The 23412-nt window shown below is 69.5% G+C and carries 28 protein-coding genes; 20 read left to right on the top strand and 8 right to left on the bottom strand.

Features of this window, described 5'->3' with window-relative positions; translation table 11 throughout:
* Positions 1–97: 97 nt before the first annotated feature.
* Both cpaB and FOY91_RS14780 read right to left on the bottom strand, forming a co-directional pair.
* The gene (gene cpaB, locus FOY91_RS14785; protein WP_145153573.1) at positions 98–1126 is read right to left on the bottom strand and encodes a Flp pilus assembly protein CpaB; all 1029 of its coding nucleotides are present in this window, start codon (positions 1124–1126) and stop codon (positions 98–100) included.
* 40 nt (positions 1127–1166) lie between these two features.
* Positions 1167–1640: an A24 family peptidase gene (locus FOY91_RS14780; RefSeq protein ID WP_145153570.1), complete on the bottom strand. Its 474-nt coding sequence runs from the start codon at positions 1638–1640 to the stop codon at positions 1167–1169.
* 47 nt (positions 1641–1687) lie between these two features.
* Here FOY91_RS14780 and FOY91_RS14775 point away from each other — a divergent pair, with 47 nt between their 5' ends.
* Together FOY91_RS14775 and FOY91_RS14770 are read left to right on the top strand one after the other, a co-directional pair.
* Complete coding sequence (locus tag FOY91_RS14775; RefSeq protein ID WP_145153566.1) at positions 1688–2620, top strand: alpha/beta hydrolase; 933 nt, start codon at positions 1688–1690, stop codon at positions 2618–2620.
* On the top strand, positions 2617–3711 hold the full coding sequence (locus FOY91_RS14770; RefSeq protein WP_145153563.1) for an NAD(P)/FAD-dependent oxidoreductase: 1095 nt from the start codon (positions 2617–2619) through the stop codon (positions 3709–3711). The genes FOY91_RS14775 and FOY91_RS14770 overlap by 4 nt, the downstream gene beginning before the upstream one ends.
* A 214-nt stretch (positions 3712–3925) precedes the next feature.
* Here the strand turns inward: FOY91_RS14770 and FOY91_RS14765 are convergent, their stop codons facing one another.
* The 3 genes from FOY91_RS14765 to FOY91_RS14755 all read right to left on the bottom strand — a co-directional run bounded on the left by FOY91_RS14765 (position 3926) and on the right by FOY91_RS14755 (position 4913).
* Positions 3926–4177 carry a hypothetical protein gene (locus FOY91_RS14765; protein WP_145153579.1) on the bottom strand — a complete coding sequence of 84 codons (252 nt, stop codon included), beginning with the start codon at positions 4175–4177 and terminating at the stop codon, positions 3926–3928.
* Between the two features lie 181 nt (positions 4178–4358).
* Positions 4359–4472 carry a DUF2474 family protein gene (locus FOY91_RS14760; protein ID WP_145153560.1) on the bottom strand — a complete coding sequence of 38 codons (114 nt, stop codon included), beginning with the start codon at positions 4470–4472 and terminating at the stop codon, positions 4359–4361.
* 84 nt (positions 4473–4556) lie between these two features.
* Positions 4557–4913 carry a hypothetical protein gene (locus FOY91_RS14755; RefSeq protein ID WP_145153557.1) on the bottom strand — a complete coding sequence of 119 codons (357 nt, stop codon included), beginning with the start codon at positions 4911–4913 and terminating at the stop codon, positions 4557–4559.
* 82 nt (positions 4914–4995) lie between these two features.
* Here FOY91_RS14755 and FOY91_RS14750 point away from each other — a divergent pair, with 82 nt between their 5' ends.
* The 18 genes from FOY91_RS14750 (at position 4996) to FOY91_RS14665 (ending at position 20027) form a co-directional block, all read left to right on the top strand.
* Positions 4996–6198, top strand: coding sequence for a toxic anion resistance protein (locus tag FOY91_RS14750; RefSeq protein WP_145153554.1), 1203 nt, complete (start codon positions 4996–4998; stop codon positions 6196–6198).
* Positions 6198–6899, top strand: coding sequence for a hypothetical protein (locus tag FOY91_RS14745; protein ID WP_145153551.1), 702 nt, complete (start codon positions 6198–6200; stop codon positions 6897–6899). Before FOY91_RS14750 ends, FOY91_RS14745 begins: the two co-directional genes overlap by 1 nt.
* A 222-nt stretch (positions 6900–7121) precedes the next feature.
* Positions 7122–7823, top strand: a complete 702-nt coding sequence (ctrA, locus tag FOY91_RS14740) for a response regulator transcription factor CtrA (protein WP_145153549.1) — start codon at positions 7122–7124, stop codon at positions 7821–7823.
* 145 nt (positions 7824–7968) lie between these two features.
* The gene (locus FOY91_RS14735; protein WP_145153546.1) at positions 7969–9555 is read left to right on the top strand and encodes a circularly permuted type 2 ATP-grasp protein; all 1587 of its coding nucleotides are present in this window, start codon (positions 7969–7971) and stop codon (positions 9553–9555) included.
* Positions 9555–10490, top strand: coding sequence for an alpha-E domain-containing protein (locus tag FOY91_RS14730; RefSeq protein WP_145153543.1), 936 nt, complete (start codon positions 9555–9557; stop codon positions 10488–10490). The genes FOY91_RS14735 and FOY91_RS14730 overlap by 1 nt, the downstream gene beginning before the upstream one ends.
* A 6-nt stretch (positions 10491–10496) precedes the next feature.
* The gene (locus FOY91_RS14725; RefSeq protein WP_145153540.1) at positions 10497–11321 is read left to right on the top strand and encodes a transglutaminase family protein; all 825 of its coding nucleotides are present in this window, start codon (positions 10497–10499) and stop codon (positions 11319–11321) included.
* Between the two features lie 39 nt (positions 11322–11360).
* Positions 11361–12134 carry a proteasome-type protease gene (locus FOY91_RS14720; RefSeq protein ID WP_145153537.1) on the top strand — a complete coding sequence of 258 codons (774 nt, stop codon included), beginning with the start codon at positions 11361–11363 and terminating at the stop codon, positions 12132–12134.
* A 65-nt stretch (positions 12135–12199) separates the two neighbouring features.
* Positions 12200–13642 carry a 3-isopropylmalate dehydratase large subunit gene (gene leuC / locus FOY91_RS14715; protein WP_145153534.1) on the top strand — a complete coding sequence of 481 codons (1443 nt, stop codon included), beginning with the start codon at positions 12200–12202 and terminating at the stop codon, positions 13640–13642.
* Positions 13639–14226, top strand: coding sequence for a 3-isopropylmalate dehydratase small subunit (gene leuD / locus FOY91_RS14710; protein WP_145153531.1), 588 nt, complete (start codon positions 13639–13641; stop codon positions 14224–14226). The genes leuC and leuD overlap by 4 nt, the downstream gene beginning before the upstream one ends.
* A gap of 85 nt (positions 14227–14311) precedes the next feature.
* Positions 14312–14635, top strand: coding sequence for a DUF1476 domain-containing protein (locus FOY91_RS14705; RefSeq protein WP_145153528.1), 324 nt, complete (start codon positions 14312–14314; stop codon positions 14633–14635).
* Positions 14635–14868, top strand: a complete 234-nt coding sequence (locus tag FOY91_RS14700; RefSeq protein WP_145153525.1) for a BolA/IbaG family iron-sulfur metabolism protein — start codon at positions 14635–14637, stop codon at positions 14866–14868. Before FOY91_RS14705 ends, FOY91_RS14700 begins: the two co-directional genes overlap by 1 nt.
* A gap of 10 nt (positions 14869–14878) precedes the next feature.
* A complete protein-coding gene (gene grxD / locus FOY91_RS14695) occupies positions 14879–15223 on the top strand; it encodes a Grx4 family monothiol glutaredoxin (RefSeq protein WP_145153522.1) in 345 nt (114 codons plus the stop codon).
* A 312-nt stretch (positions 15224–15535) separates the two neighbouring features.
* Complete coding sequence (locus FOY91_RS14690; protein WP_145153519.1) at positions 15536–16402, top strand: MBL fold metallo-hydrolase; 867 nt, start codon at positions 15536–15538, stop codon at positions 16400–16402.
* A 31-nt stretch (positions 16403–16433) separates the two neighbouring features.
* Positions 16434–17153 carry a DUF4230 domain-containing protein gene (locus tag FOY91_RS14685; RefSeq protein ID WP_145153516.1) on the top strand — a complete coding sequence of 240 codons (720 nt, stop codon included), beginning with the start codon at positions 16434–16436 and terminating at the stop codon, positions 17151–17153.
* Between the two features lie 54 nt (positions 17154–17207).
* On the top strand, positions 17208–18209 hold the full coding sequence (gene nadA / locus FOY91_RS14680; protein ID WP_145153513.1) for a quinolinate synthase NadA: 1002 nt from the start codon (positions 17208–17210) through the stop codon (positions 18207–18209).
* Positions 18210–18244: 35 nt separating this feature from the next.
* A complete protein-coding gene (locus tag FOY91_RS14675) occupies positions 18245–18463 on the top strand; it encodes a hypothetical protein (RefSeq protein ID WP_145153511.1) in 219 nt (72 codons plus the stop codon).
* Positions 18460–19320, top strand: coding sequence for a carboxylating nicotinate-nucleotide diphosphorylase (nadC, locus tag FOY91_RS14670; RefSeq protein WP_145153509.1), 861 nt, complete (start codon positions 18460–18462; stop codon positions 19318–19320). Before FOY91_RS14675 ends, nadC begins: the two co-directional genes overlap by 4 nt.
* The gene (locus tag FOY91_RS14665) at positions 19320–20027 is read left to right on the top strand and encodes a ribonuclease T2 family protein (protein WP_145153576.1); all 708 of its coding nucleotides are present in this window, start codon (positions 19320–19322) and stop codon (positions 20025–20027) included. Before nadC ends, FOY91_RS14665 begins: the two co-directional genes overlap by 1 nt.
* A 4-nt stretch (positions 20028–20031) precedes the next feature.
* Here the strand turns inward: FOY91_RS14665 and FOY91_RS14660 are convergent, their stop codons facing one another.
* The 3 genes from FOY91_RS14660 to FOY91_RS14650 all read right to left on the bottom strand — a co-directional run.
* Positions 20032–20466: a DUF4112 domain-containing protein gene (locus FOY91_RS14660; protein ID WP_145153506.1), complete on the bottom strand. Its 435-nt coding sequence runs from the start codon at positions 20464–20466 to the stop codon at positions 20032–20034.
* Between the two features lie 57 nt (positions 20467–20523).
* Positions 20524–21951: an ABC transporter substrate-binding protein gene (locus tag FOY91_RS14655; RefSeq protein WP_145153503.1), complete on the bottom strand. Its 1428-nt coding sequence runs from the start codon at positions 21949–21951 to the stop codon at positions 20524–20526.
* A partial coding sequence (locus tag FOY91_RS14650; RefSeq protein ID WP_145153501.1) for a peptide ABC transporter substrate-binding protein occupies positions 21948–23412 on the bottom strand: 1465 nt, incomplete at its 5' end. The genes FOY91_RS14655 and FOY91_RS14650, both read right to left, overlap by 4 nt.

The raw sequence follows: 23412 nt of genomic DNA, 5'->3' as shown, positions 1-23412 counted from the left end.
GGCGGGGAGGGCGGCGGCCAGCGCCAGGGCGGCGGCCAGCGCGGTCGTCAGCATGGCGCCAGTGGCTCCGTGCTTCGGCATGATCCTGATCCGCATGTTACTTCCCCCCCACCGGCACTTCGGTGACGTTGTTGCCGCGCGCCACGCGCACCACCGGGCCGACCGGGCGCACGCTGCCTTCCAGACTGTTCGACGGGGCCGGCGGCAGGGGGCCGGCGAGGGGCGGGCCGAAGCCGCCGTTGCTGGGCTTGGCCGGCACCGTGCGGCGCTGGAAGCGCGACACGTCCGCCCCCACGGTGAAGGTCGTGTCGCTGTCGATGGGCCGCGAGGCGACCTGGAGCAGCATCTGCTTTTCCAGCTTGGGGTCGCCGTTCTGCGGCACCGTTACCTCGCCGGCGGCGATGGCGCGCTCCAGCTCGGCGGTATCGTCGGCGATCGAGCGGAGCGACAGCGAGAGCGTGCCGATGGTCTGCGCGACGGCGATCTTCTCGGCGATCTTGGGCGTCGCCTCCAGCGTGACGGTGGAGAAGGCGGCGACCACGGTCTTGCCGTCCTCGCCTGCCACATTGTCGGTGCGCTGGTCGGTGGCGAGCACGCGCATGTTGCGGATGATCGTCTCGGAGGTCTTGAGCGGGGCGCCGTCGCCGCCGCCCGAGACGGACTGGGTGAGCACCAGATCGATCCGGTCACCCGGGAAGACGAAGCCGCCGACGCCGCTCTGGGCCGAAACCGGCACGGTGACGGCCCGCATCCCCGGGCCGAGGGCGGCGGCGAGGAAGCCGCGATCGCCCGGCTTCACCAGCGAGCCGATGGTGAGCGGCTGGCCGGCAGTGACCTCCGACCGGACGACCGCGCCGTTCAGCGTGGCCGGATCGACGCTGCCGCGCTGGTAATAGACGTTCTCCACCATGTCCTTGGGCCAGGGCTGGTAGCGCAGGCTTTCCGGCCCGATGATGGTGCCGACGGGCAGCGCGCGGATGGCGACGAGCACCTCCGAGCCGATCGGCACCTGCGCCGCATCGGCCGTGGGCGCCCCGCTGCCGGACAGCATCGAGCGCGCCAGAAAGGCGGACACGCCCGCCAGTAACAGCGCGCCGACGAGCAGCGCGAGCCTCTTTCCATCCATGGCGACGATCGCCCCCCAAGTGTAGAAAATATTGGCCTTGTCAGTGGCCGATACTGGTTAAGATATCGTTCGCGATGAGCCAGAGGCCCGCGAATGCTATGGCCATTCCGTATGGAACTTCGGGTTGGCCGTCGCGGCGGCGCAGGCGATGTTCGGCGGCGACGACGATCGTCAGCACCCCGCCGGCCAGCGCCATCACCACCAGCATCTGCGCGATCGCGAACGGCGCGAGCCACAGCGAGAGCGCCGCGACCATCTTCACGTCGCCGCCGCCCATCAGCCCCGCGGCAAAGGCGGCGGCGAAGATCGCGAACACCAGCAGCGCCGCACCGATCTGAATCGCCACGTCGGGCCACAGCGGCAGCGCATGCGCCCACCACCACAAGGGGGCGAGCAGCGCGATCATGGCGTTCAGCCCGTTCGGGATCGTGCGCGTCCGCAGATCGCCCCACGCCGCCACGAGCAGCAGCAGGGCCAGCAGCGCGGCGAGCGCGGGAATCGACCAGGCGGACATCGCCGACGGGACTAGACGCCGACGCTTGCCAAACCGTAACCAGCGATATGAGTCTTCCCCCGTTCGACCGGCGCCGCGTGCCGCCGGGTCTGCGTTTCCATGATCTTGCGGGCGAGGGCGGCTGGCGGCTGCGCGGCTACGACTGGCCGGCGAACGAGCAGGAGGGGGGCGCTGCGCGGGGAAGCATCCTGTTCCAGTCCGGCCGCGCGGATTTCGTGGAGAAATATTTCGAGGCGATCGACCACTGGCATGGGCAGGGCTGGAACGTCGCCGGGTTCGACTGGCGGGGGCAAGGCGGATCGGCGCGGGAAGGGGCGGCGACCGGATCGGTGCTCGATGCGATGCTGGCGGATGCCACCGCCGAGGTGCGCCGCTGGATCGCGCGCACGCCGCCGCCGCATGTGCTGATCGGCCATTCGATGGGCGGGCACCTGCTGCTGCGGCTCCTCGCCGAACAGCGCGTGGACGTGGCGGCGGCGGTGCTGGCGGCACCCATGCTGGGGCTGGCGCACGCGCCGCTTTCGGCCGGCGCTGCGCGTGCGCTGGCGCGGCTTGCGTGCGCGCTGGGGCGACGCGACGCGCCACTGTGGGCGGGCAAGGCGGCCTCGCTCGGGCGGCAGGGGCGGCTCACCGGCTGCGTCGATCGCTATGCCGACGAGGGCTGGTGGCGCGAGACGGACCCCGCCCTGCAAGTCGATCCGCCGACGTGGGGCTGGCTGCGGCAGGCGATGGACTCGATCGCGCGGCTGGATGCGCCGGGCGTGCTGGAAAGCGTGACAGTGCCGGTGCTGCTCGTCGCCACCGACCGCGACCGGCTGGTGAGCGCCGCCGCCATCCGCCGCGCCACCGCCCGCCTGCCCGATGCGCGGCTGGTGATGCTGGACGGTGCGCACGAACTGCTGCGCGAGTCCGATCCCGTCCGCACCGCCGCCTTCGAGGCGATCGACGACTTCCTCGACGAGAAGGCGCCCCGCGCATGATCCGGGTGGATGTGGCGATCATCGGCGCGGGCATGGCCGGGGCGAGCCTCGCCGCCGAGATCGGCGACCGTGCGAAGGTGTTGCTGATCGAGGCGGAGGCGCAGCCCGGCTATCACGCCACCGGCCGCTCCGCCGCTTTCTGGACCGAGACTTATGGCGGGCCGGCGGTGCAGCCGCTCACCAGCGCCTCCGGCCCGTGGCTGGCGGATCACGGCATGTTGCGCCCGCGCGGTGCGCTGCATCTGGCCGGCGCGGGCGGCATGGCGGCGCTCGACCGGATCGCGGCGGATTTCGCCGGCAGCGGGGTACGGCTGGACCGGCTGGCGCAGGTCGACCTGCTCGGCCTGCTGCCCGGCCTGCGCGACGGCTGGGCGGCGGGGCTGCTGGAGCCGACCACCTGCGACATCGACGTCGCCGCCCTCCACGCGCACTATCTCGCCGCCGCGCGGCGGGCGGGGGTGGCGCTGCTGTGCGATGCCGGCGTGACGGCGCTGGCGCGGGGTGGCGATGGCTGGCGGATCGAGACGCACGCCGGCCCGGTGCATGCTGCCGTCGTGGTGAACGCGGCCGGCGCGTGGGCCACGCCGGTCGCCGTGTTGGCCGGGGCCGCGCCGATCGCGATCACGCCCTACCGCCGCACGATCGTGCAGCTCGCGGTCGATCCGCCGGTGCCGGTCGATCTGCCGCTGGTGCTGGATGCCGGGGGACGGTTCTACTTCAAGCCCGAGGCGGGCGGGCGGCTGTGGCTTTCGCCGCATGACGAGACGTTGGCGATCGCGGGAGACGTGGCGCCCGAGGAGCTGGATGTCGCGCTGGCGATCGACCGGCTGGAGCGTGTGATGGACTGGCGGGTGATCGCCAAGGAGCGGGCGTGGGCCGGGCTGCGCAGCTTCTCGCCCGATCGCGCGCCGGTCTATGGTTTCGACGATCGCGCACCCGGCTTCTTCTGGTTCGCCGGGCAGGGCGGTTTCGGCATCCAGACGGCGCCTGCCGCCGCGATGCTGGGGGCGGCCTTGTTTCTGGGCGCGCCGCCGCCCGAGGTGGTGGCCGGGATCGACGCCGGTCGCTACGCGCCGGGGCGATTCGGCTAGGGCGCCTGTGGCGGGAGGATGGCTGCCTTCGAGGTCTGAATCGACCTGCCGGCCACCCTCGTGTCGGGCGAGGTCGGGACGCGGCTCGCGCCTGACGCATCTGCGTGGCGATGCCTCGGGTATGGAAATCGTCGGACAGGGCCGCTTGCTCGATCAGCCGGTCGAACCGGGCCGGTCCGTCCCGGTCCATATCGCCCCAACGAGCGCCGGCCCTTCAGTCCCGATCGCGGCGGCGTGCTTCCCGGTCGCGCTTCGCCTGTTGCTCGGCCTGCTTCTTCGCTTCGCGACCCTCACGCGCTTCCTGCTTGCGCACCTTGCGACCGTAGTTGCGATCCGCCTCGTCCTGGCTGGTCGTCGCCCAGTCGATGCCCTGCCCCGCCGCCTTGACCGGGAAGGTGACGATGCTGGCGGCGGTGCGGATGCAGCCGCCGAGGGCGACGGGCAACAGCGCCACGGGCAGAACCATGAGGAGGGGGAGGCGGCGCTTCACGAAGGTTCTCCGGATGACTGGCGCCGGGTTGGCGGCGTTGCGGCCTTGGCCCGTCACCGATGAATATCCGGTTCACCCGTCGTCCGCCAGCCACGGCTTGCGGGGCGGGGGGCGATCGGGCCGGCCATCGCCCTGTCCGGCGGCCCGTCCAGCCCCCTCAATGCCCCACCGCGAGGCGGATCAGCATGGCGGCGAGGAACAGCGCGGCCACGCCCATGAACCAGACGCCGGCGAACCACCCGATCCGTCGGCCGAGGGTACGTACGCTCATCGATCACCTCTGTCCTGATCGCCCGGACGGATCGGGCCGGGCGGCGATGGGGCGAAACGCCTGAACGCCCGGCGAACAGAAGGCTCAGTGCGCCGCGTTGCGATCCAGATGCAGGGTGAAGACCGGCACCACCACATAATCGCCGCCCACCTTGCGCAACGTGTGGAGGATGCGCTGGTCGCCGGTTTCCGGGCGTGCGACCTGCCCGGCGGCGATCGCGCCCTCGAGCGGGCTGCGTTCCGCGCGGATCATGTCGTCCAGCCCGGCGTCGGTGGCATCGGCGCGTGGCCAGGGATCGGGGTTGCCGTCGGGGGCGACGCTGTCCGTCGGGTCCATCCAGTCGTTGCCGATCGCGGGGACGCCCTGCGGCACGGCCCCGGCCGTTGCCGCTGCCCCGCCGAGCAGGACCAGAAGGATCGACCGGGCGACTCGATAGCGCATGGCGGCACCATAGCGTGTGCCGAAGCGCGCTTGAACCCGCCGGGCGATGGCGCCATCTTGGATGGGCGAGGGAGATCGACGAATGGCCACGAGCGCGACCAAGACCGAAGCCGATCTGGTGCTGACCCCACCGGAGCCGGTCCGCGCGGTCGCCCCGTCCGCCGCCGCCGGGCTGGTGCCGCTCAAGGAAGGCCAGCGCAGCCAGCTTGACGAGAAGGCCGAGGCCTTCGTCGAGGAACTGTGCGCGCAGGACGTGAACAGCCCGGAATTCGGCAAGCGGGTCGACCAGCTCACCAACATGGGCCGCAGGGAGATCGCCGAGGCGGCAGGCTTCTCCAACCGCTTCCTCGACAAGCCGGTCAAGGCGATGGACGCCGACACCAATGTGGGCGCCGATCTGGCCGAACTACGCCGTACCATCGAGGATCTCGATCCGGGCAGGCAGGGCAACCTGCTGGCACCGAAGAAACTGTTCGGCATCCTGCCGTTCGGCGACAAGATGCGCGACTATTTCGACGGCTACAAATCGGCGCAGACGCATATCTCCTCGATCCTGACGCGGCTGGCGGGCGGCAAGGACGAGCTTATCAAGGACAATGCCGCGATCGACGTGGAGCGGCAGAACATGTGGGCCGCGATGGGCCGGCTGGAACAGATGATCCACGTCTCCAAGGCGCTGGACGAACGGATCGAGGCGAAGGCGCTGGATCTGGATGCGATGGAGCCGGCCAAGGCCAAGGCGCTGCGGGAAAGCGCGCTGTTCTACATCCGCCAGCGATCCACCGACCTGCTGACGCAGATGGCGGTGACGGTGCAGGGCTATCTCGCGCTCGATCTGGTGAAGAAGAACAATGTCGAATTGGTGAAGGGCGTCGATCGCGCCAGCACCACCACGGTGGCGGCGCTGCGCACGGCCGTGACCGTGGCGCAGGCGCTGACCAGCCAGAAGCTGGTCCTCCAGCAGATCACCGCGCTGAACACGACCACCGCCAACATGATCGATTCGACGGGCGAACTGCTCAAGACGCAGACGGCGGCGATCCACAGCCAGGCCGCCGGCTCGACCATTCCGATCGAGACGTTGCAGCGCGCCTTCCAGAACATCTACGAGACGATGGACAGCATCGACAAGTTCAAGATGGAGGCGCTCTCCTCGATGAAGCAGACTGTGACGGTGCTGACGAGCGAGGTGGAGAAATCGCGCGGCTACATCGCGCGGGCCGAGGGTGCGGCGCAGGGCCGGATCGAGGCGACGCCCGATGCCTTCGCGCCGGTTTCCGGCTGATGCGCGAGCTCGGCACCGCGCTGGAACGGGCGGAGGCGGTGCTGAACCGCGTCCGCTCCGAATCCACCGGCATCGCCGGGCGGGCGCGCAGGCGGCGGTGGGCGGCGCTGGTGCGGCGGCTGAAGCTGGCGATGATCGCGGCGCTGGCGGTGATGGTCGCCGCCGCCGTGCTCGGCCTCTTCGTGCCGCTCGGCATCGGCGGCTTCTTCCTCGCGATGGTCGCCACGTTCGTGGTGGCCGGCACGATCCTGTTCTGGCCGTCCGTGCCGGAAACGACGCCGGCCGCGCTGGTGCAGACCGACATCCGGCTGCTGCCCCAGCGCACCGAGGAGTGGCTGGAGCGCCAGCGCCCCGCGCTGCCCGCGCCGGCGGTGCGGCTGGTGGACGGCATCGGTGCCCGGCTGGATGCGCTGGCACCGCAACTGGCGACGATCGACGCCAACGTGCCGATCGCGGTGGAGCTTCGCAAGCTGATGGCGGAGGAGCTGCCCGAACTGGTGGCCGGCTACCAGCGCGTGCCCGTCAACCTGCGGCGCGACGAAAGCCGTGGGCAGAGTCCCGACCGGCAACTGGTGGAGGGGCTGACGACCGTGGACAGCGAGCTGGCGCGGCTTGCCGGGCAACTGGCCCATGGCGATCTCGACCGGCTGGCGACGCAGAACCGCTATCTGGAACTGAAATATCGGGGCGCCGGTGAATGAGACGGCCGCCCCGGCGCCCTTTCACATATTTCGCTAACGCCGTTCGTTGACGGTAAAGATCCCCGCAACCGTCCGTTACTAGACATGCGGGAGCCGCGCTTGACCAAGCCAGGCATCCCGGCCGTTAGTCCGCCGTTAACCTTTTGCGTTGATGGTCCGGATGGTTAATGAGACCTCCGTGCCCAAGCCCAGGGGGCGGGCGCGGAAACAGGGGGTTGCGACATGCGCGTGCTGTTGATCGAGGATGAGCCCACCACCGCCAAGAGCATCGAGCTGATGCTGAACGCAGAGGGCTTCAACGTCTACACGACCGATCTCGGCGAAGAGGGCCTCGATCTGGGCAAGCTCTATGATTACGACATCATCTGCCTCGATCTGAACCTGCCCGACATGCACGGTTACGACGTGCTGAAGAAGCTGCGCACCGCCAAGGTGCAGACGCCGGTGATGATCCTTTCCGGCATCGGCGAGATGGACTCCAAGGTCCGCGCGCTCGGCTTCGGTGCCGACGATTACGTGACCAAGCCGTTCCACCGCGAAGAACTGATCGCCCGTATTCACGCGGTCGTGCGTCGGTCCAAGGGCCATTCGCAGTCGGTGATCCGCACCGGCAAGTTGGCGGTGAACCTGGATGCCAAGACGGTGGAGGTGGACGGCAGTCGTGTCCACCTGACCGGCAAGGAATATGCGATGCTGGAGCTGCTGTCGCTCCGCAAGTCCACCACGCTCACCAAGGAAATGTTCCTGAACCACCTCTACGGCGGGATGGACGAGCCGGAACTGAAGATCATCGACGTGTTCATCTGCAAGCTGCGCAAGAAGCTGAGCCTGGCGTGCGGCGGCGAGAATTACATCGAGACGGTGTGGGGCCGGGGCTACGTTCTGCGCGATCCGGACGAGGTCGCGATCGCCGAGGTCGCCTGATCGGGCGGCGGCGGCGAAAGGTTCCGAAAATCTTTTCGCATCCGCGGCATGAAATAGCGCCCCCGGGCCGCCTGTTGCCCTTGTCGGCGCGGCCGATGCGTTGCAGTCTTGCGTCAGGCAGAAGCAAGATCCTGCACGGGGGTTCATGGCGAACATCGGCACTTTCGACGAAATCCGCGGCAATGACGGCGGCGATGCGGCCCGACCCGAATTCGGCGCGCTGGGCCGATGGATCACCGACACCCCGCCCGCCGAGCTCGACCGGCGGCAGAAGGCGGCGGAGGCGGCGTTCCGCCAGCTCGGCATCACCTTCGCCGTCTATGGCGAGGAGGAGTCGTCCGAGCGGATCATCCCGTTCGACATCGTGCCGCGCGTGTTCACCGCGCCCGAGTGGGATCGGCTGTCCGAAGGGCTGGTCCAGCGGGTGCAGGCGATCAACGCCTTCCTGTCCGACGTGTATGGCGAGCGCCGGATCATCGCCGACGGGATCGTGCCGCCCGAGCTGGTCCTGAACAACCCGCAATTCCTGCCGACGCTGGCCGGCACCCAGCCGCCGCACGGCATCTTCGCGCATATCTGCGGCATCGATCTGGTCCGCACCGGGCCGGACGAGTTCTACGTGCTGGAGGACAACGCCCGCACGCCCAGCGGCGTCTCGTACATGCTCGAAAACCGCGAGGCGATGCTGCGGCTGTGTCCCGAACTGTTTGAGATGTTCGCGGTGCGCCCGGTCGATACCTATCCCGACCTGCTGCACGAGACGTTGCGGTCCGTCGCGCCGCGCGGATCGGGCAACAGCCCGGTATGCGTCGTGCTGACGCCGGGGCACTTCAACTCGGCTTTCTACGAGCACAGCTTCCTCGCCGATTCGATGGGGGTTGAACTGGTCGAGGCGGCGGACCTGCATGTCGACGACGACGTGGTGTGGATGCGCACGATCGAGGGGCCGGTGCGGGTGGACGTGATCTACCGCCGGATCGACGACGAATATATCGATCCGCTGGTGTTCAACCCGGATTCGGTGCTGGGCGTGCCGGGGCTGATCGCGGCCTACATGGCCGGCAACGTCACGCTGGTGAACGCGCCGGGCACGGGGGTTGCGGACGACAAGGCGATCTACAGCTACATGCCGGAGATCGTGAAATATTATTCGGGCGGCGAGGCCAAGCTGCCGAACGTGGAAACCTACCGCTGCCGCGAGCCGCAGGCGCTGCGCTACACGCTGGACAACCTGGAAAAGCTGGTGGTCAAGCTGGTGGACGGATCGGGCGGCTACGGCATGCTCGTCGGCCCGACCGCCTCGAAGGCGGAGATCGAGACGTTCCGCGCCGCGTTGATCGCGCAGCCGCACCGCTATATCGCGCAGCCGACGCTGGCGCTGTCCACCGTGCCGACGCTGACCGAAAGCGGCGTCGCGCCGCGCCACGTCGATTTCCGCCCGTTCATCCTGTCGGGGGCGAACGGCGTGCAGATCGTGCCGGGCGGCCTCACCCGCGTGGCGCTGCGCGAAGGCTCGCTGGTGGTCAATTCCAGCCAGGGCGGCGGCACCAAGGACAGCATGATCCTCGCCGGCCCGGCACGCCAGTCGATGGGGTCCGGCGGGATGTCGCAATCGATGGGGGGCATGTCGCAATCGATGGGCGGGGGCATGAGCCAGTCGATGGGCGGCATGAACCAGTCATTGGGCGGCACGTCCCAGTCGCTGGGCGGCACCACGCGGGGGATCGCCTGATGCTCTCGCGCACCGCCGCATCGCTCTATTGGGTCGGCCGCTATGTCGAGCGGGCCGAGTTCACCGCCCGGCTGATCGAGGCGACGATCCGGCTCGACTCGCTTTCGCCGCGCCCGGCGGGGGAGGGGGCGTGGGAGAGCGCGCTGCTCGTCACCGCCGCGAACGACGCGTTCTCCGCCAGCGGCGAGGAACGCAGCCCGGCCAACGTCAGCCGCTACCTCACGCTCGACCGGAGCAACCCCAGTTCGATCCGCGCCTGTCTCGATGCGGCGCGCGGTAACGCCCGCGCCGTCCGCACCGCCCTCAGCCGCGAGGCGTGGGAGGCGATCAACCGCGCATGGCTGGGCCTGCGCGACCGGTCGAGCGTCAGTGGCGGGCCGGGCACGCTCACGCTGGTGGAGACGCTGAAGGCGGAGGCGCGCGGGTTCGAGGGCGCGGTCCACCGGATGCTGCGGAATGAGGGATCGTGGTTCCTGATGCTGGGCGCCGCGATCGAGCGGGCGGACAATACCGCCCGGCTGATCGACGTGAAATACCACCTGCTGTTGCCGGAAGGCGAGCTGGTGGGCGGCGTGATCGATCGCGATCAGTGGACGACGATCCTCCACACCGTCTCGGCGGTGAACGCCTATCGCCTGCTCTACCCCAACGGGCTGCGGCCGGGGCAGGTGGCGGACCTGCTCATCATGCGGGGCGAACTGCCGCGCTCGCTCGCCGCCTCCACCGACGAGGTGGTCAACCTGCTCAACCTGATCGGCAAGCGCACCGGGCGGCAGGGCGAGGCCGACCGGCTGGCGCGCCAGCGGCAGAATGCGTTGAACCGGGCGACCATCCAGGGCGTGATCGCCAGCGGGCTGCACGAATATCTCTCGGCCTTCATCATCGAGAACGGGCGGATCGATCAGGCGATCAGCCAGCAGTTCCGGTTCGCCTGAGCCGCCATGCGCCTGTTCATCGATCATCGCACCGATTACCGTTTCAGCGAGCCGCAGGCGCGGATCGTGCAATTGTTGCGGCTCACCCCCACCAGCAACGAGGGGCAGAACATCATCGACTGGCGTATCGACGTGGATTGCAACGCGCGCCTGCGCCGCGCTCGCGACGGTTTCGGCAACGAGACGCACATGCTCTACATCGACGGGCCGATCGACCGGGTGACGCTGTCGGTGACGGGCGAGGTGCTGACCGACGACCGCGCGGGGATGCTGAGCGGCGCGGTAGAGCCGTTGCCGCCGATGCTCTACCTTCAGACCACGCCGGCCACCCGCCCCGGCGCCGCGCTCGACGATTTTGCCGAACAGGTAAAGGCGGCGGGCGGGAGCGCGCTCAGCCGCGCGCATCGGCTCAACGAGGCGCTGGCCGACCGGATGACGTTCGACCCCGGCCGCCATGCGGGCGCGCGCGACGCCGCGAGCACCTTCGCCGAGGGGCATGGTGCCTGTCAGGATCTGGCACAGGTGCTCGTCGCCGCCGCCCGCGCGATGGGGCTGCCGGCGCGCTACATCTCGGGCCATCGCTTCAGCGACGTCGAGGGCAGCAAGGTGCAGGAGGCGACGCACGCCTGGGCCGAGGTGCATGTCGAGGATTACGGCTGGATCGGTTTCGATCCCAGCACCGGGCGCTGCCCGGACGACCGTTACGTCCGCGTCGCCGCCGCTCTCGATTTTCGTGGCGCGGCCCCGCTTTCGGGCACAAGAACGGGGGGAGGCTTCGAGGAACTCGAGGTCGGCGTCCGCGTCGGCACGTCGCAGGCGGTGGTGCAATAAGCATGGCGGCCCGCGGCGGCCGCATGGAGAGGTGGAGCCATGACCTATTGCGTCGGTATCGCGCTGCGCGAAGGCCTCATCATGATCTCCGATACGCGCACCAACGCCGGGATCGACAACATCTCGGTCTATCGCAAGATGCACATCCTGGCGGACCGCGCCGACCGGCTGATCCTGTGCATGAGCGCGGGCAACCTCTCGGTCACGCAGCACGTGCTGGGCCTGCTGGACGAAGGGCTGCCCGCGCTGGACATCGACGGGCATCCCCGACGGCTGGCGGACATGCCCACGATGTTCCGCGCCGCGCAGCTGGTGTCGGAGGCGGTACGGCTGGCGGGCAACGAACTGAAGCCCGGCCTGCGCGCGGCGGGCATCGCCTCGGGCATTTCGCTGCTGCTGGGCGGGCGCGTCGGTGACGGACCGATCAAGCTGTATCTGATCTACGACGCCGGCAACTTCATCGAATGCTGCCAGGATACGCCGTTCCTCCAGATCGGCGCGACGCAATATGGCAAGCCGATCCTCGACCGCGCGATGGATTACGAATCGCCGCTGGACGAGGCGGTGAAGGGGGGGCTGCTGTCGTTCGACTCGACCATCCGCTCGGATCTGTCTGTGGGTCTGCCGTTCGATATCGTGGTGATCCCGGCCGATCCTGGCCGCCCGGTGATCCGCCGCCGGATCGAGCGCGAGGACGCCTATTTCGCCGACCTCTCGAACCGCTGGTCGATGATGCTCAAGGAGAGCCGCGCGACCATCCCCGATCCGCCGTTCATGTCGTCGGGGGGCGCCTTCTCGATGCTGCGCGGTTGATCGCGGAGCGCGGGCGCGCGGCGCCCATCTATGAAAAAGTCGCGCGATCGCCTAAATGGCGGCGCATGAGCACCAAGCCCCGCACCCTGTACGAAAAGATCTGGGACGCGCACGTCGTCGACCGGCGCGACGACGGCACCTGCCTGATCTACATCGACCGCCATCTCGTCCACGAGGTCACCAGCCCGCAGGCGTTCGAGGCGCTGCGGCTGGCCGGGCGCACCGTGCGCCGGCCCGATCTGACGCTGGCGGTGCCCGACCACAACCTGCCGACCACGCCGCGCGTGGATGCGGCCGGCGCGCGCGTGCCGATCGCGGACATGGAGTCGGCGCAGCAGTTGGCCGCGCTGGAGGCGAACGCCCCCTCGTTCGGCATCCGCTACATCGGTGCGACCGATGCGGCGCAGGGCATCGTCCATGTCGTCGGGCCGGAGCAGGGCTTCTCGCTGCCGGGCACCACCATCGTGTGCGGGGACAGCCATACCGCCTGCCACGGCGGCATCGGCGCGCTGGCGTTCGGCATCGGCACGTCCGAGGTGGAGCATGTGCTGGCGACGCAGACGCTGCTGCTCCAGCAGTCGAAAACGATGGAGGTGCGGGTCGAGGGCACGCTCGGCTTCGGCGTGTCGCCCAAGGACGTGATCCTGCACATCATCGGGGTGATCGGCGCGGCCGGCGGCACCGGCTACGTGATCGAATATACCGGCAACGTGTTCCGCGAGATGTCGGTGGAGGGGCGGCTGACCGTCTCCAACATGTCGATCGAGGGCGGCGCGCGTGCCGGGCTGGTCGCTGCCGACGATTTGACCTTCGCCTACCTGGAGGGCCGGCCGATGGCCCCGAAGGGTGCCGACTGGGACGCGGCGGTCGCCTGGTGGCGCAGCCTCGCGACCGATCCCGGCGCGGTGTACGACAAGGTGGTGACGATCGACGCGGGCGACATCGCCCCCAGCCTGACGTGGGGCACATCCCCGGAGGACGTGGTGGCGATCACCGGCGCGGTGCCCGATCCGATGAGCTTCGCGGACCCCTCCAAGCAGGAAGCGGCGAAGAAGTCGCTGGCGTACATGGGCCTCACCCCCGGCACGAGGATGCAGGACGTGCCGGTGGACAGCATCTTCATCGGCAGCTGCACCAACAGCCGCATCGAGGATCTGCGCGCCGCCGCCGCCGTGGCGCGCGGCCGGCATGTCGCCGCCAACGTGCGGCAGGCGCTGGTCGTGCCGGGATCGGGGCTGGTGAAGCGCCAGGCCGAGGCCGAGGGGCTGGACCGCATCTTCATCGACGCCGGCTTCGAGTGGCGCGAGCCGGGCTGCTCGATGTGCCTGGCGATGAACCCGGACAAGGTGCCGCCGGGCGACCGCTGCGCCTCCACCAGCAACCGCAATTTCGTGGGCCGGCAGGGGCCGGGCGCGCGGACGCATCTGGTGTCGCCGGCGATGGCGGCGGCGGCGGCGGTGACGGGCCATCTGGCCGATGTTCGCGAACTGGTCGGAGAGGCTGCATGACCCCCGTCCGCATCGTCGAGGGCCGCGCCATTCCGCTCGGCCGCAAGAACATTGATACCGACGTCATCATCCCGGCGCATTATCTCAAGACGATCAGCCGGGTGGGGCTGGGGCGCGGCGCGTTCGAGACGATCCGGGCGGAGCCGGGCAACCTGTTCGACGAGCCGCAGTTCGCGCGCGCGCCGATCCTGATCGCGGGCGACAACTTCGGCTGCGGATCGAGCCGCGAACATGCGGCGTGGGCGATGCTCGACATGGGCATCACCGCCGTGATCGCGCCGAGCTATTCCGATATCTTCTCCGGCAATGCGGTGAAGAACGGCATCGTGCCGGTGGTGCTGCCGCAGGCGGCGGTGGACCGGCTGCTCGAGGTGGCACGGGACCATCCGATTACGGTCGATCTGGAAAGCTGCACCGTCACCACCCCGTTCCAGGATCGCTTCGCCTTCGAGATGGATCCGTTCCGCCGCGAATGCCTGCTCGGCGGCCTGGACGAGGTGGGGATGACGATGGCCCAGGGCGCGCGGATCGACGCCTACGAACGGGGCGCTGCGGCGGATCGTCCGTGGCTTTCGGCCGCCTGACGATGCCGCATCGCGGCGTGCGGCGTTGCGCGCCGCGCCCGTGCGTCCTATCTCGTATCGACGACATCAGCGGAAGGCCATGCACATGACCACATTCGACGAACGCGAAAAGGGGTTTGAAACCGCATTCGCGCGCGATCAGGACATGGCGTTCCGCATCACCGCCCGGCGCAACCGGCTGGTCGGCACATGGGCGGCGGGCCTGATGAAGCTGACCCCGGCCGAAACCGATGCCTATGCCAAGGCGGTCGTGCAGGCCGACTTCGAGGAAGCGGGCGACGAGGACGTGATCCGCAAGCTGCTCGGCGATCTGGTATCGGCCAACGTCGATATCGATGAGGCGCGTGTGCGCGTCGCGCTCGACCAGCAGTCGATCGAGGCACGCCGCCAGCTGCTGGAGCTGAAATAATGCCGATGGCGGCGGGCGAGATCGAGACGATGATCCTCACGGCCATTCCCGATGCGCAGGTCGAGATCACCGATCTGGCCGGCGATGGCGATCATTACGCCGCCCGCGTCGTCAGCGAGAGTTTCCGTGGCCTGTCCCGCGTCAACCAGCAGCGGCTGGTGTACGATGCGCTGGGCGGGCGCATGGGCGGCGTGCTCCACGCGCTGCAATTGACCACCGCCATTCCCAAGTGAGGATACGCCCATGAGCGACGAACAAGTCCACGAGGCGCAGGCTCGTATCGCCACCGCCGTCCATTCCGCCGATGTGCTGTTGTTCATGAAGGGCACGCCGCTGTTCCCGCAGTGCGGCTTTTCCAGCCGCGCGATCTCGATCCTCGACCATCTCGGCGTGGAATATGCCACCGTCGACGTGTTGCAGGATCAGGGCATCCGTCAGGGCATCAAGACCTATTCGGACTGGCCGACGATCCCCCAGCTTTACGTGAAGGGTGAGTTCGTCGGCGGATCGGACATCATGATGGAGATGTACGAGAGTGGCGAACTGACCGATCTGTTCGCCGAAAAGGGCGTCGCCAACGCCGGCTGAGCCGGCCACATAACGATATCACGAAAAAGGGCGACGCAGGCGATGCGTCGCCCTTTTTCGTGTCTGCCGGCAGGATCGGGGACCGACGCGAAACTACTCGTCGTCGGCCCCCTGCTCTGGAACGAACATTGGAACATCCACGCCGCCGCGACAGTCGTGCCACAAACCCGCGACGACTGCTTTCCTGGCATGACAATGGTCGAGAAAAAGTAGCCCTCGCCTGAAGTGCTAGAACTTCCGACGGTTTGGTTCGCCTTGTCGTTCCTGCGCTACCCCGGGCCCGCCCTTCAAAATCCGGCCGGGCCGTGCCACATGTCTGGCATGACCGATCAGATCCCCAGCCTTGCGCAAGACCTGCATCCGATGGTGCGCCGGGTGCTGGCACCGAACCCCTCGGCCTTCACCTATACCGGCACGCAGACCTATCTGGTCGGGCGCGGCGAGGTGGCGGTGATCGATCCGGGGCCGCTGCTGGACGCGCATGTCGAGGCGATCCTCGCCGCCACCGCCGGGGAGCGGATCACGTCGATCCTGTGCACCCACACCCACCGCGATCACAGCCCCGCCGCCGCTGCGCTGGCCGGGGCGAGCGGCGCCACCATCGTCGGGTGCGCCCCGCTGGCGCTGGACGACGACGGCCCGCGTGCCGATGCGGCCTTCGACACCACCTATGCGCCCGACCGGGTGATGGCGGACGGCGACCGCGTGACCGGCCCCGGCTGGACGCTGGAGGCGGTGGCGACGCCCGGCCACACGTCCAACCACCTGTGCTTCGCGCTGCCGGAGGCCAGGGCGCTGTTCACCGGCGATCATGTGATGGGCTGGTCGACCACCGTTATCTCGCCCCCGGATGGCGACATGGCCGCGTACATGGCCAGCCTCGACCGGCTGATGGGGCGCGACGACGCCGTCTATTACCCCGCGCACGGCGAGCCGGTGACCAAGCCGCAGCGGTTCGTGCGCGGGCTGATGGGGCACCGCAAGCAGCGCGAGGGTCAGATCGTGCGCCTGCTGGGCCAGGCGGACCGGGCGATTCCCGAGATGGTCGAGGCGATGTACGTGGGCATCGATCGCGGGCTGCACGGCGCGGCCGGTCGCTCGGTGCTGGCCCATCTGCTCGATCTGGAACGGCAGGGGCGGGTGTCGCGCACCGGCGAGACGTGGCGGCTGGCAGCCTGATGCGGGCATTGCGCTGGCGTGGCGAACACCGATGATGAAGGTGCGGCAGACGGCAAGATATGTCGCGCTTGCCGGCGCGCTGCTGTTGCTGCTGGTGGCGGTCGGCACGGTTTATTATCTTTACGAACGCTTCATCGACGCGCCTTCGATCGTACGCGAGGACGATGGCCGCGCGATCACGCGGATCGTCGACGCGAGGCTGGCGGCGGCGGTGGACCTGCGCGTCAGCCGGTTGAGCGGCACCGTGCAGGCGGTAGCGACCGACCGACGATGGGGCGGCTGGCTGAACTCCAGCTACGTCATGAAGGCGCCGTTCTCGGTCAGCTATTTCATCGACTTGTCGAAGCTGGATCGTGGCGACTTCCTGTGGAATGCCGAAAGCCGCACGTTGACCGTGACCGTGCCCGACGTGCGGCCCGAACCCGCCGATATCGACGAGACGCGCACCACGGTGAGCCGGACGGACGGGATCATCGTGACGCGCGATGCGATGACGGTGCTGCGCCAGCGCGCCTCGCGCAATGCCGTGCGGGTGGCGGGCGAGGAGGCGGTGAAGCCAGCCCGGCTGGGGGTGGCGCGGGCGAACGGCCGCGCGGCGGTGACGTCGCTGTTCCAGCGCCCGTTGCGCGTTGCCGGCATGGATGCCACCGTGCGCGTCCGCTTCACAGGCGAGCCGGAGCAGGACGGTGAACGCATGGACCGCAGCCGCACGCTGGCCGAGATCTATGCGGAAATGACCGGCAAGCGATGAACCGGCTGACAAGCGGGGCATCCGTCCCTATCTGCCGGCGCGAGGGAGACTGAGATGAGTGCGGTGCACCAGAGCCTGCAGGGCGTCGATATCCGCGCCGAGATCGATCGGCTGCGGAAGGAGCGCAACGCCGTGATCTTGGCGCATTACTATCAGGAGCCGGAGATTCAGGATCTCGCCGATTTCGTCGGCGACAGCCTCGATCTCAGCCGCAAGGCGGCCGAGACGGACGCGGAGGTGATCGCCTTCTGCGGCGTGCGTTTCATGGCGGAGGTCGCCAAGATACTCAGCCCGCAGAAGACCGTGATCCTGCCGGACATGGAAGCCGGCTGCTCGCTGGAGGACAGCTGCCCGCCCGAGCAATTCGCCGCCTTCCGCGCCGCGCACCCCGATCATATCGCGCTGACGTACATCAACTGCTCGGCGGCGGTGAAGGCGCATAGCGACATCATCGTCACGTCCTCGTCGGCGGAGAAGATCCTCAGCCAGCTGCCGATGGAGCAGAAGATCATCTTCGCGCCGGACAAGAACCTCGGCGCCTACTTCAATCGCAAGACCGGGCGCGACATGCTGCTGTGGCCCGGCGCGTGCATCGTCCACGAGGCGTTCTCCGAGACGGAACTGCTGAAGCTGAAGGCGCTGCATCCCGACGCGCCGGTGGCGGCGCATCCGGAATGCCCGGCCTATATCCTCGATCATGCCGATCAGGTGGGCAGCACCCGCGCCATCCTCGATTTCGCGCTCTCCAGCCCGGCCCGGACGATCATCGTCGCGACCGAACCGCACATCATCCACCAGATGGAGAAAGCGGCGCCGCAAAAGACCTTCATCGGCGCGCCGGGGGCGGACGGGAACTGCAACTGCAACATGTGCCCGTACATGGCGCTGAACACGCTGGAAAAGCTGTACCTGTCGCTGCGCGACCTCACCCCGCGCATCGAGCTGGACGAGGCGACCCGCCTCGCCGCCAAGGCACCGCTGGACCGGATGCTGGCGATGGCATCGGGCACGATCGGTCTGGGCGATCTTGGCCTGCCGATCGTTACCGGCGACTGACCGCGATCCCCGTGGTTCAACCGAAGGAATAGAAGATGGTCGATAACATCGTGGGCATGGCGATCGGCGCGGCGATCGACCGGAGCGACGGCGACAGTGGCGTCGGCGGGGCGGTAGGCGGTTATCTGGTGCAGGAGGCGATCGAGATCGTCACGCCGCTGCTCATCACCTTCGCGATCGGCTGGGGCGTGCAGTATCTTGCCCGCCGTGCCTTCCAGGCGGTGACCGGCGACGACGCGGTGGCGCGCGGATGAGCGCGGCGTCGGCGTCGGCGATCGGCGCGGGTTTCGACATCGACGCCTTCGTCGCCGCAACGCTGGCCGAGGATCTGGGGGCGGGGGGCGATATCACCTCCGCCGCCGTGATCCCCGCCGATGCGATGTTCGCGGGCGTGATGGACAGCCGCGACGCGATCGTGGTGGCCGGGCTGCAGATCGCCGAGGCGTTCTTCCGCACGCTCGACCCGGAGGCGGAGATCGAGCCGCTCGTGGCGGACGGCGACGCGGTGGCGGCGGGCACCCATCTGCTGCGGCTGCGGGGGCGGGCACGGGCGCTGCTCACCGCCGAGCGGTCGGCGCTCAACACCGTGCAGCACCTTTCCGGCATCGCCACGCTGACCCGCAGCTATGTCGATGCGATCCGTGGCACCGGCGCCACGCTGCTTGATACGCGCAAGACGATCCCGGGCCTGCGCCTGCTGGAGAAATACGCCACCCGCATGGGCGGCGCGACCAATCACCGCATGGGCCTTTGGGATGCGGCGATGATCAAGGACAATCACGTCGCGGTGGCCGGCGACATCGGCGAGGCGGTGCGGCGTGCCGTGGCGGCCGGGATCGAGCGGATCATCGTGGAGGTGGACCGCATCGACCAGATCGAGCCGGCGCTGGCCGCCGGCGCCACCCACCTGTTGCTGGACAACATGGCCCCGCCGGTGCTGCGCGGCGCGGTGACTCTGGTGGGCGGGCGCGTGCCGACCGAGGCCTCCGGCGGCGTACGGCTCGATACGATCCGCGCGATCGCGGAAACGGGCGTAACCTATATATCGGTCGGTCGCCTTACCCAGTCCGCGCCGGCCGCCGATATCGGGCTGGATCTGGCGACAGCATGATGGCGACGCGCTGGCTCCTCCCGCTGCTGCTGGCGCTGCCGGCGGCAGCGCACGCGCAGGCGCGGGAATGTGCGGTTCCCGACGTTCTGCCGAAACCTCGGCTCGAGGCGGCGAACCGAGATAACCCGCGTCGGCTGATGCCGACGGGCGGCTATACGCTCGCGGTCAGCTGGTCGCCGGGCTATTGCTTCACGCGGCAGGCATCGGCGCGGGATGCTTTCCAGTGCGGTGGCGGCAACGTGCCGTTTGGTTTCGTCCTTCACGGCCTGTGGCCGGACGGAGAGGGTGAGACGTGGCCGCAATATTGCCGCCCGGCGCGCGCCGTGCCCGAAGCCGTCATCCGCCAGACGTTATGCGCGACCCCCTCCGTGCAACTGATCCAGCATGAATGGGCCAAGCACGGCACGTGCATGTCGCCGGATCCGAAGAGCTATTTCTCGCGCGCGACGGGCCTGTATCGCGTCCTGCGCTTCCCCGATATGGCGGCGCTGGCTCGACGAAAGGACCTGACGACCGCCGCGTTCGCCCGCGCCTTTGCTGCCGTCAACCGGGGCATCCCCGCCAGCGCGGTCCGCGTGACGACGGGCAAGGGCGGCTGGCTGGACGAACTGTGGCTCTGCATGGACCGGCGGTTGCGTTACGCCGCGTGCCGCGCGGGCAAGGGTGGCGGCGACGTCACGCGGCTGCGGATCACCCGCCCGGCCTGACCCGTCAGCGGTTCACCGTTCCCTCGATCACCGCCGTGGCCGGATGATGGCGATCGAGGTGGCGGCGGATGATCCGCAGGTTGCGGGTGTTCGACCGGAAGAAGAAATCCGGGATCGCGCCGATGAACGGGATTGCGCCGAGCAACGCGTCGAAACCGACGTTACCGCCCATCCGCGCCAGCTGCCACTTCGACAGCCCCAGGTTGCGCGCCTCCCAGACGATCCATGCGCCGAGGCCCGAAGTGAGCAGCGGCCCGGCGAACGGGATCGCGTTGGCGATCACGTCCAGCCCCACCTTGCGCCGCGTGCCGGGGATGGCGACCAGCCCTTCGAGCACGCGTTCCATCACCTCCACCCGCTGGCGCACGGCGGCGGGATCGCGGCCCATGCCGGGGATCGCTTCCATCGTCCGATCGAACCTGTTCGCCGTGCCGGCCATCGACTGCTCCCGTATCGCGTCAGGCAGGCGATATAGGGGGCCGGCCGCCCCGCCGCATCAGCGCGGGCGTAATTGATCGAGCGGATGGGCAGCGCGACGATTGTCCTGCCAGCCCGTCAGCCGGCGTGACACCAGCGACCAGCGCAGTGGCTGCGCGACGGGAATGAACGCGCTGATCTGCGTCAGTCGGGTGTCGGCATCCGCCAGCCGGGCAGCGCGCTCCGGCAGGGTGGCGGCATCGCGCGCGGCGGTGAGCGCAGCATCCGCCTCGCCGCTGCACACGATCGATCGGACACATTCGAACCGGCGCAGATACCAGGCGGCGCTTTCGCCCGGTGCCACCAGATCGACCAGCGTCAGGTCGGCCTCGGCGTCCGCGCCCACGCGTACGGTGGAAACGCCGATCGCCCGCCAGTGGGCTTCAACGAGAGCGAACAGCATCCGTGCGCCCGGTCCCTCGGGCATCGCCACGCGCACCACCGGCGGCGTGCCTTCGGCGGCCAGCCAGGTTGCGATCGTCTCGCGCGCCAGCGTCAGCCGGTCGGCGAGCGGGGTGTCGATCCAGTCGGGCGTCGCCGGGGTCTGCCGATCGACGAGCGTGCCGGGCAGCAGGGTGGCAGCCGGCCGCCAGCCGCCCCCGAACGCCCCGGCGATGCGCCCGCGATCGAGCGCCATCGCCAGTGCCCGGCGGTTGTCCGCCACGCCGGTAAAACCGCCGCGTGTCGTCACCGCGAAGCCGAACAGGCCCGGCGCCGGATCGAAGCGCAGTGCATCGGCGGCGGGCGAGGCGGCGCGGGCAATGGCGAGATCGGCGAACCCCCCGCCCAGCACCACGGCCGCGCGATCGGCCGCGAAGCGGGCGACGGCGCGCGCGGCCGGCTCCGCGCGCAGCCGCAGTTTGCTGCGGGCGATCGCTTCCGGCGTTGCCTCGACCGCCGGATCGACCGGGGCGAGCAGCAGCGACGATCCGCGTCGCGCCTCGATGCGGAACGGGCCGGTGCCCGCGCCGTTCGCCAGCACCGCCAGTTGCGGCTGGGCGAACAACGGCAGCAGATCGGGGCGCGGGCCGATCAGACGGATCTCGATCACCTCGGGGGTCACCGCGACGATCTCGGCGACGGCGCCCAGCACCGGCTGCAGCGGATTGCGGCTGGTCGGCCCGATCGCGGCACGCAGCCAGCGGGCGACATGCCCGGCATCGATGCCGGCGTTATCGGCGATGCGGAAGGTGTAATAGAGGCCATCGTCGGACACGTCCCAGCGGATGGCGAGGCCCGGCTCGATCTGCCCGGCGGCATCGAACCGCACCAGCCCCTGCGCCACCGCCGACAGCAGCAGCGCCGATGCGGTGCCGACCGGCTTCTGGCTGGGATCCACCACCGCCGGCCGATCGCCGATCACGCTGACGGCAAGCGGCCCGTCATCGGGCGCGGGCGCGCAGGCGGCGAGCGCGAGCACTGCGAACAGGGGGGCGAGGGGCTTCATCGCGGTTTCAGGCTCAGGGTCCGGCTCGGGTGGATGTTGGCCGGATTGTCCTGCCATCCGATGGCGCGCGGCGCCACCAGCGACTGGCTGACGTAGAAATACAGCGGCAGGATCGCCGCATCGTCGAGCAGGATCGTCTCGGCGATGCGCATGGCGATGGCGCGGCGGGCGGGGCGGGCTTCCGCCATCGCTGTATCGAGCGCCCGGTCGAAGCGGGGGCTGGCATAGCCTTCATAATTGATCGGGCCGGCATCCGAACGATGAACGGCGAGGAAATTCTCGGGCGCGGCGAAATCGGCGATCCAGCCGGCGCGGGCCAGCGTGAAGTCGCCCCGCCGCAGGCTGGCGTAGTGCAACGTCGATTCGGTGTTGAGCAGCCGCGCCTCCACCCCCAGCGGCCGCCACATCGCGGCCAGCGCGATGGCGACGCGGCGGTGATCGGCATCGCTGTTGAAGCGCAGGTCGAACACCAGCGGATGCCCCGGCCCGTAGCCCGCCCGCGTCAGCAGTACGCGCGCCACCGCGAGCCGGCGCGCGCGGGGCCACGCCGCCCACGCCGGACGATAGGGGGCGAAGCCGCCGCTGTCCGCCGGCACCAGCCCCCAGGCAGGCGGGTTGCCCATGTTCAGCAACGGGCCGGCGATCCACCGCCGCTCCACCGCGAGGCCGAGTGCGCGTCGGACCCGGATGTCGTCGAACGGCGGGCGGCGCAGGTTGAAGGCGTAGTAATAGGTGCCGCGATAGGGCGCGACATGTACCGCATCGGGCCGGGTGCGGCGCAGTTCGGCAAGGCGACTGGCGGGCAGGTCGCTGGGGGGATCGCCCAGCCCCGAGACGAAATGGCGCAGCATCGTCAGCCGATCCTCCACCGGGCGCCATTCCACCGCGGGAATCGGCGCGGGGCGGGGCGCGCGGGGGTTCCGCTCCAGCCGGATCGCATCGTGCAGCGCCCAGCGGGTGAGGCGGTAGGCGCCCGAGGCGACCATCGGCCGGTCGCTGGTCCACCCCGCCCCGCGCGCGGCGATACGGTGCAGCGGGAGTGCGGCAAGCGCGGGGTAGGCGAGCAGGTCGGGCAGCGCCGGGAAGGGGTGGCGCAGCGTGACCCGCACCGTATCGCCCTCCGCCGCCATGCCCGCGATCGGTGCGAACAGCGCACGGTTGGGCGCGGCGGTGGCGGGATCGCGCAGCCGGGCGAGCGTGCCGACGAAGGTGGCCGGGGTGATCGCCACGCCATCCGAAAAGGCGAGGCCGGGGCGCAACGGGAAGCGCCAGACCAGGCCGTCCGGCGACACGCGCCAGCCGGTGGCGAGGCCCGGCTCGGCGTGGCCGGCGGCGTCGAACCGGGTCAGCCCCTCATACTGATCCGCCGCGACGCGCAGCGAGGCGAGATCGGACACGGCCTGCGGGTCCAGCCCCTTGGCCTCGTCCTCGGTGAGGCGGACGAGGGTCGCGGGGACGGCG

Source organism: Alterirhizorhabdus solaris (genome assembly GCF_007785815.1).
GTDB classification, from domain to species: domain Bacteria; phylum Pseudomonadota; class Alphaproteobacteria; order Sphingomonadales; family Sphingomonadaceae; genus Alterirhizorhabdus; species Alterirhizorhabdus solaris.
The sequence above is the reverse complement of the archived record's forward strand: the minus strand, read 5'-3'. Positions and strand labels throughout refer to the sequence as shown.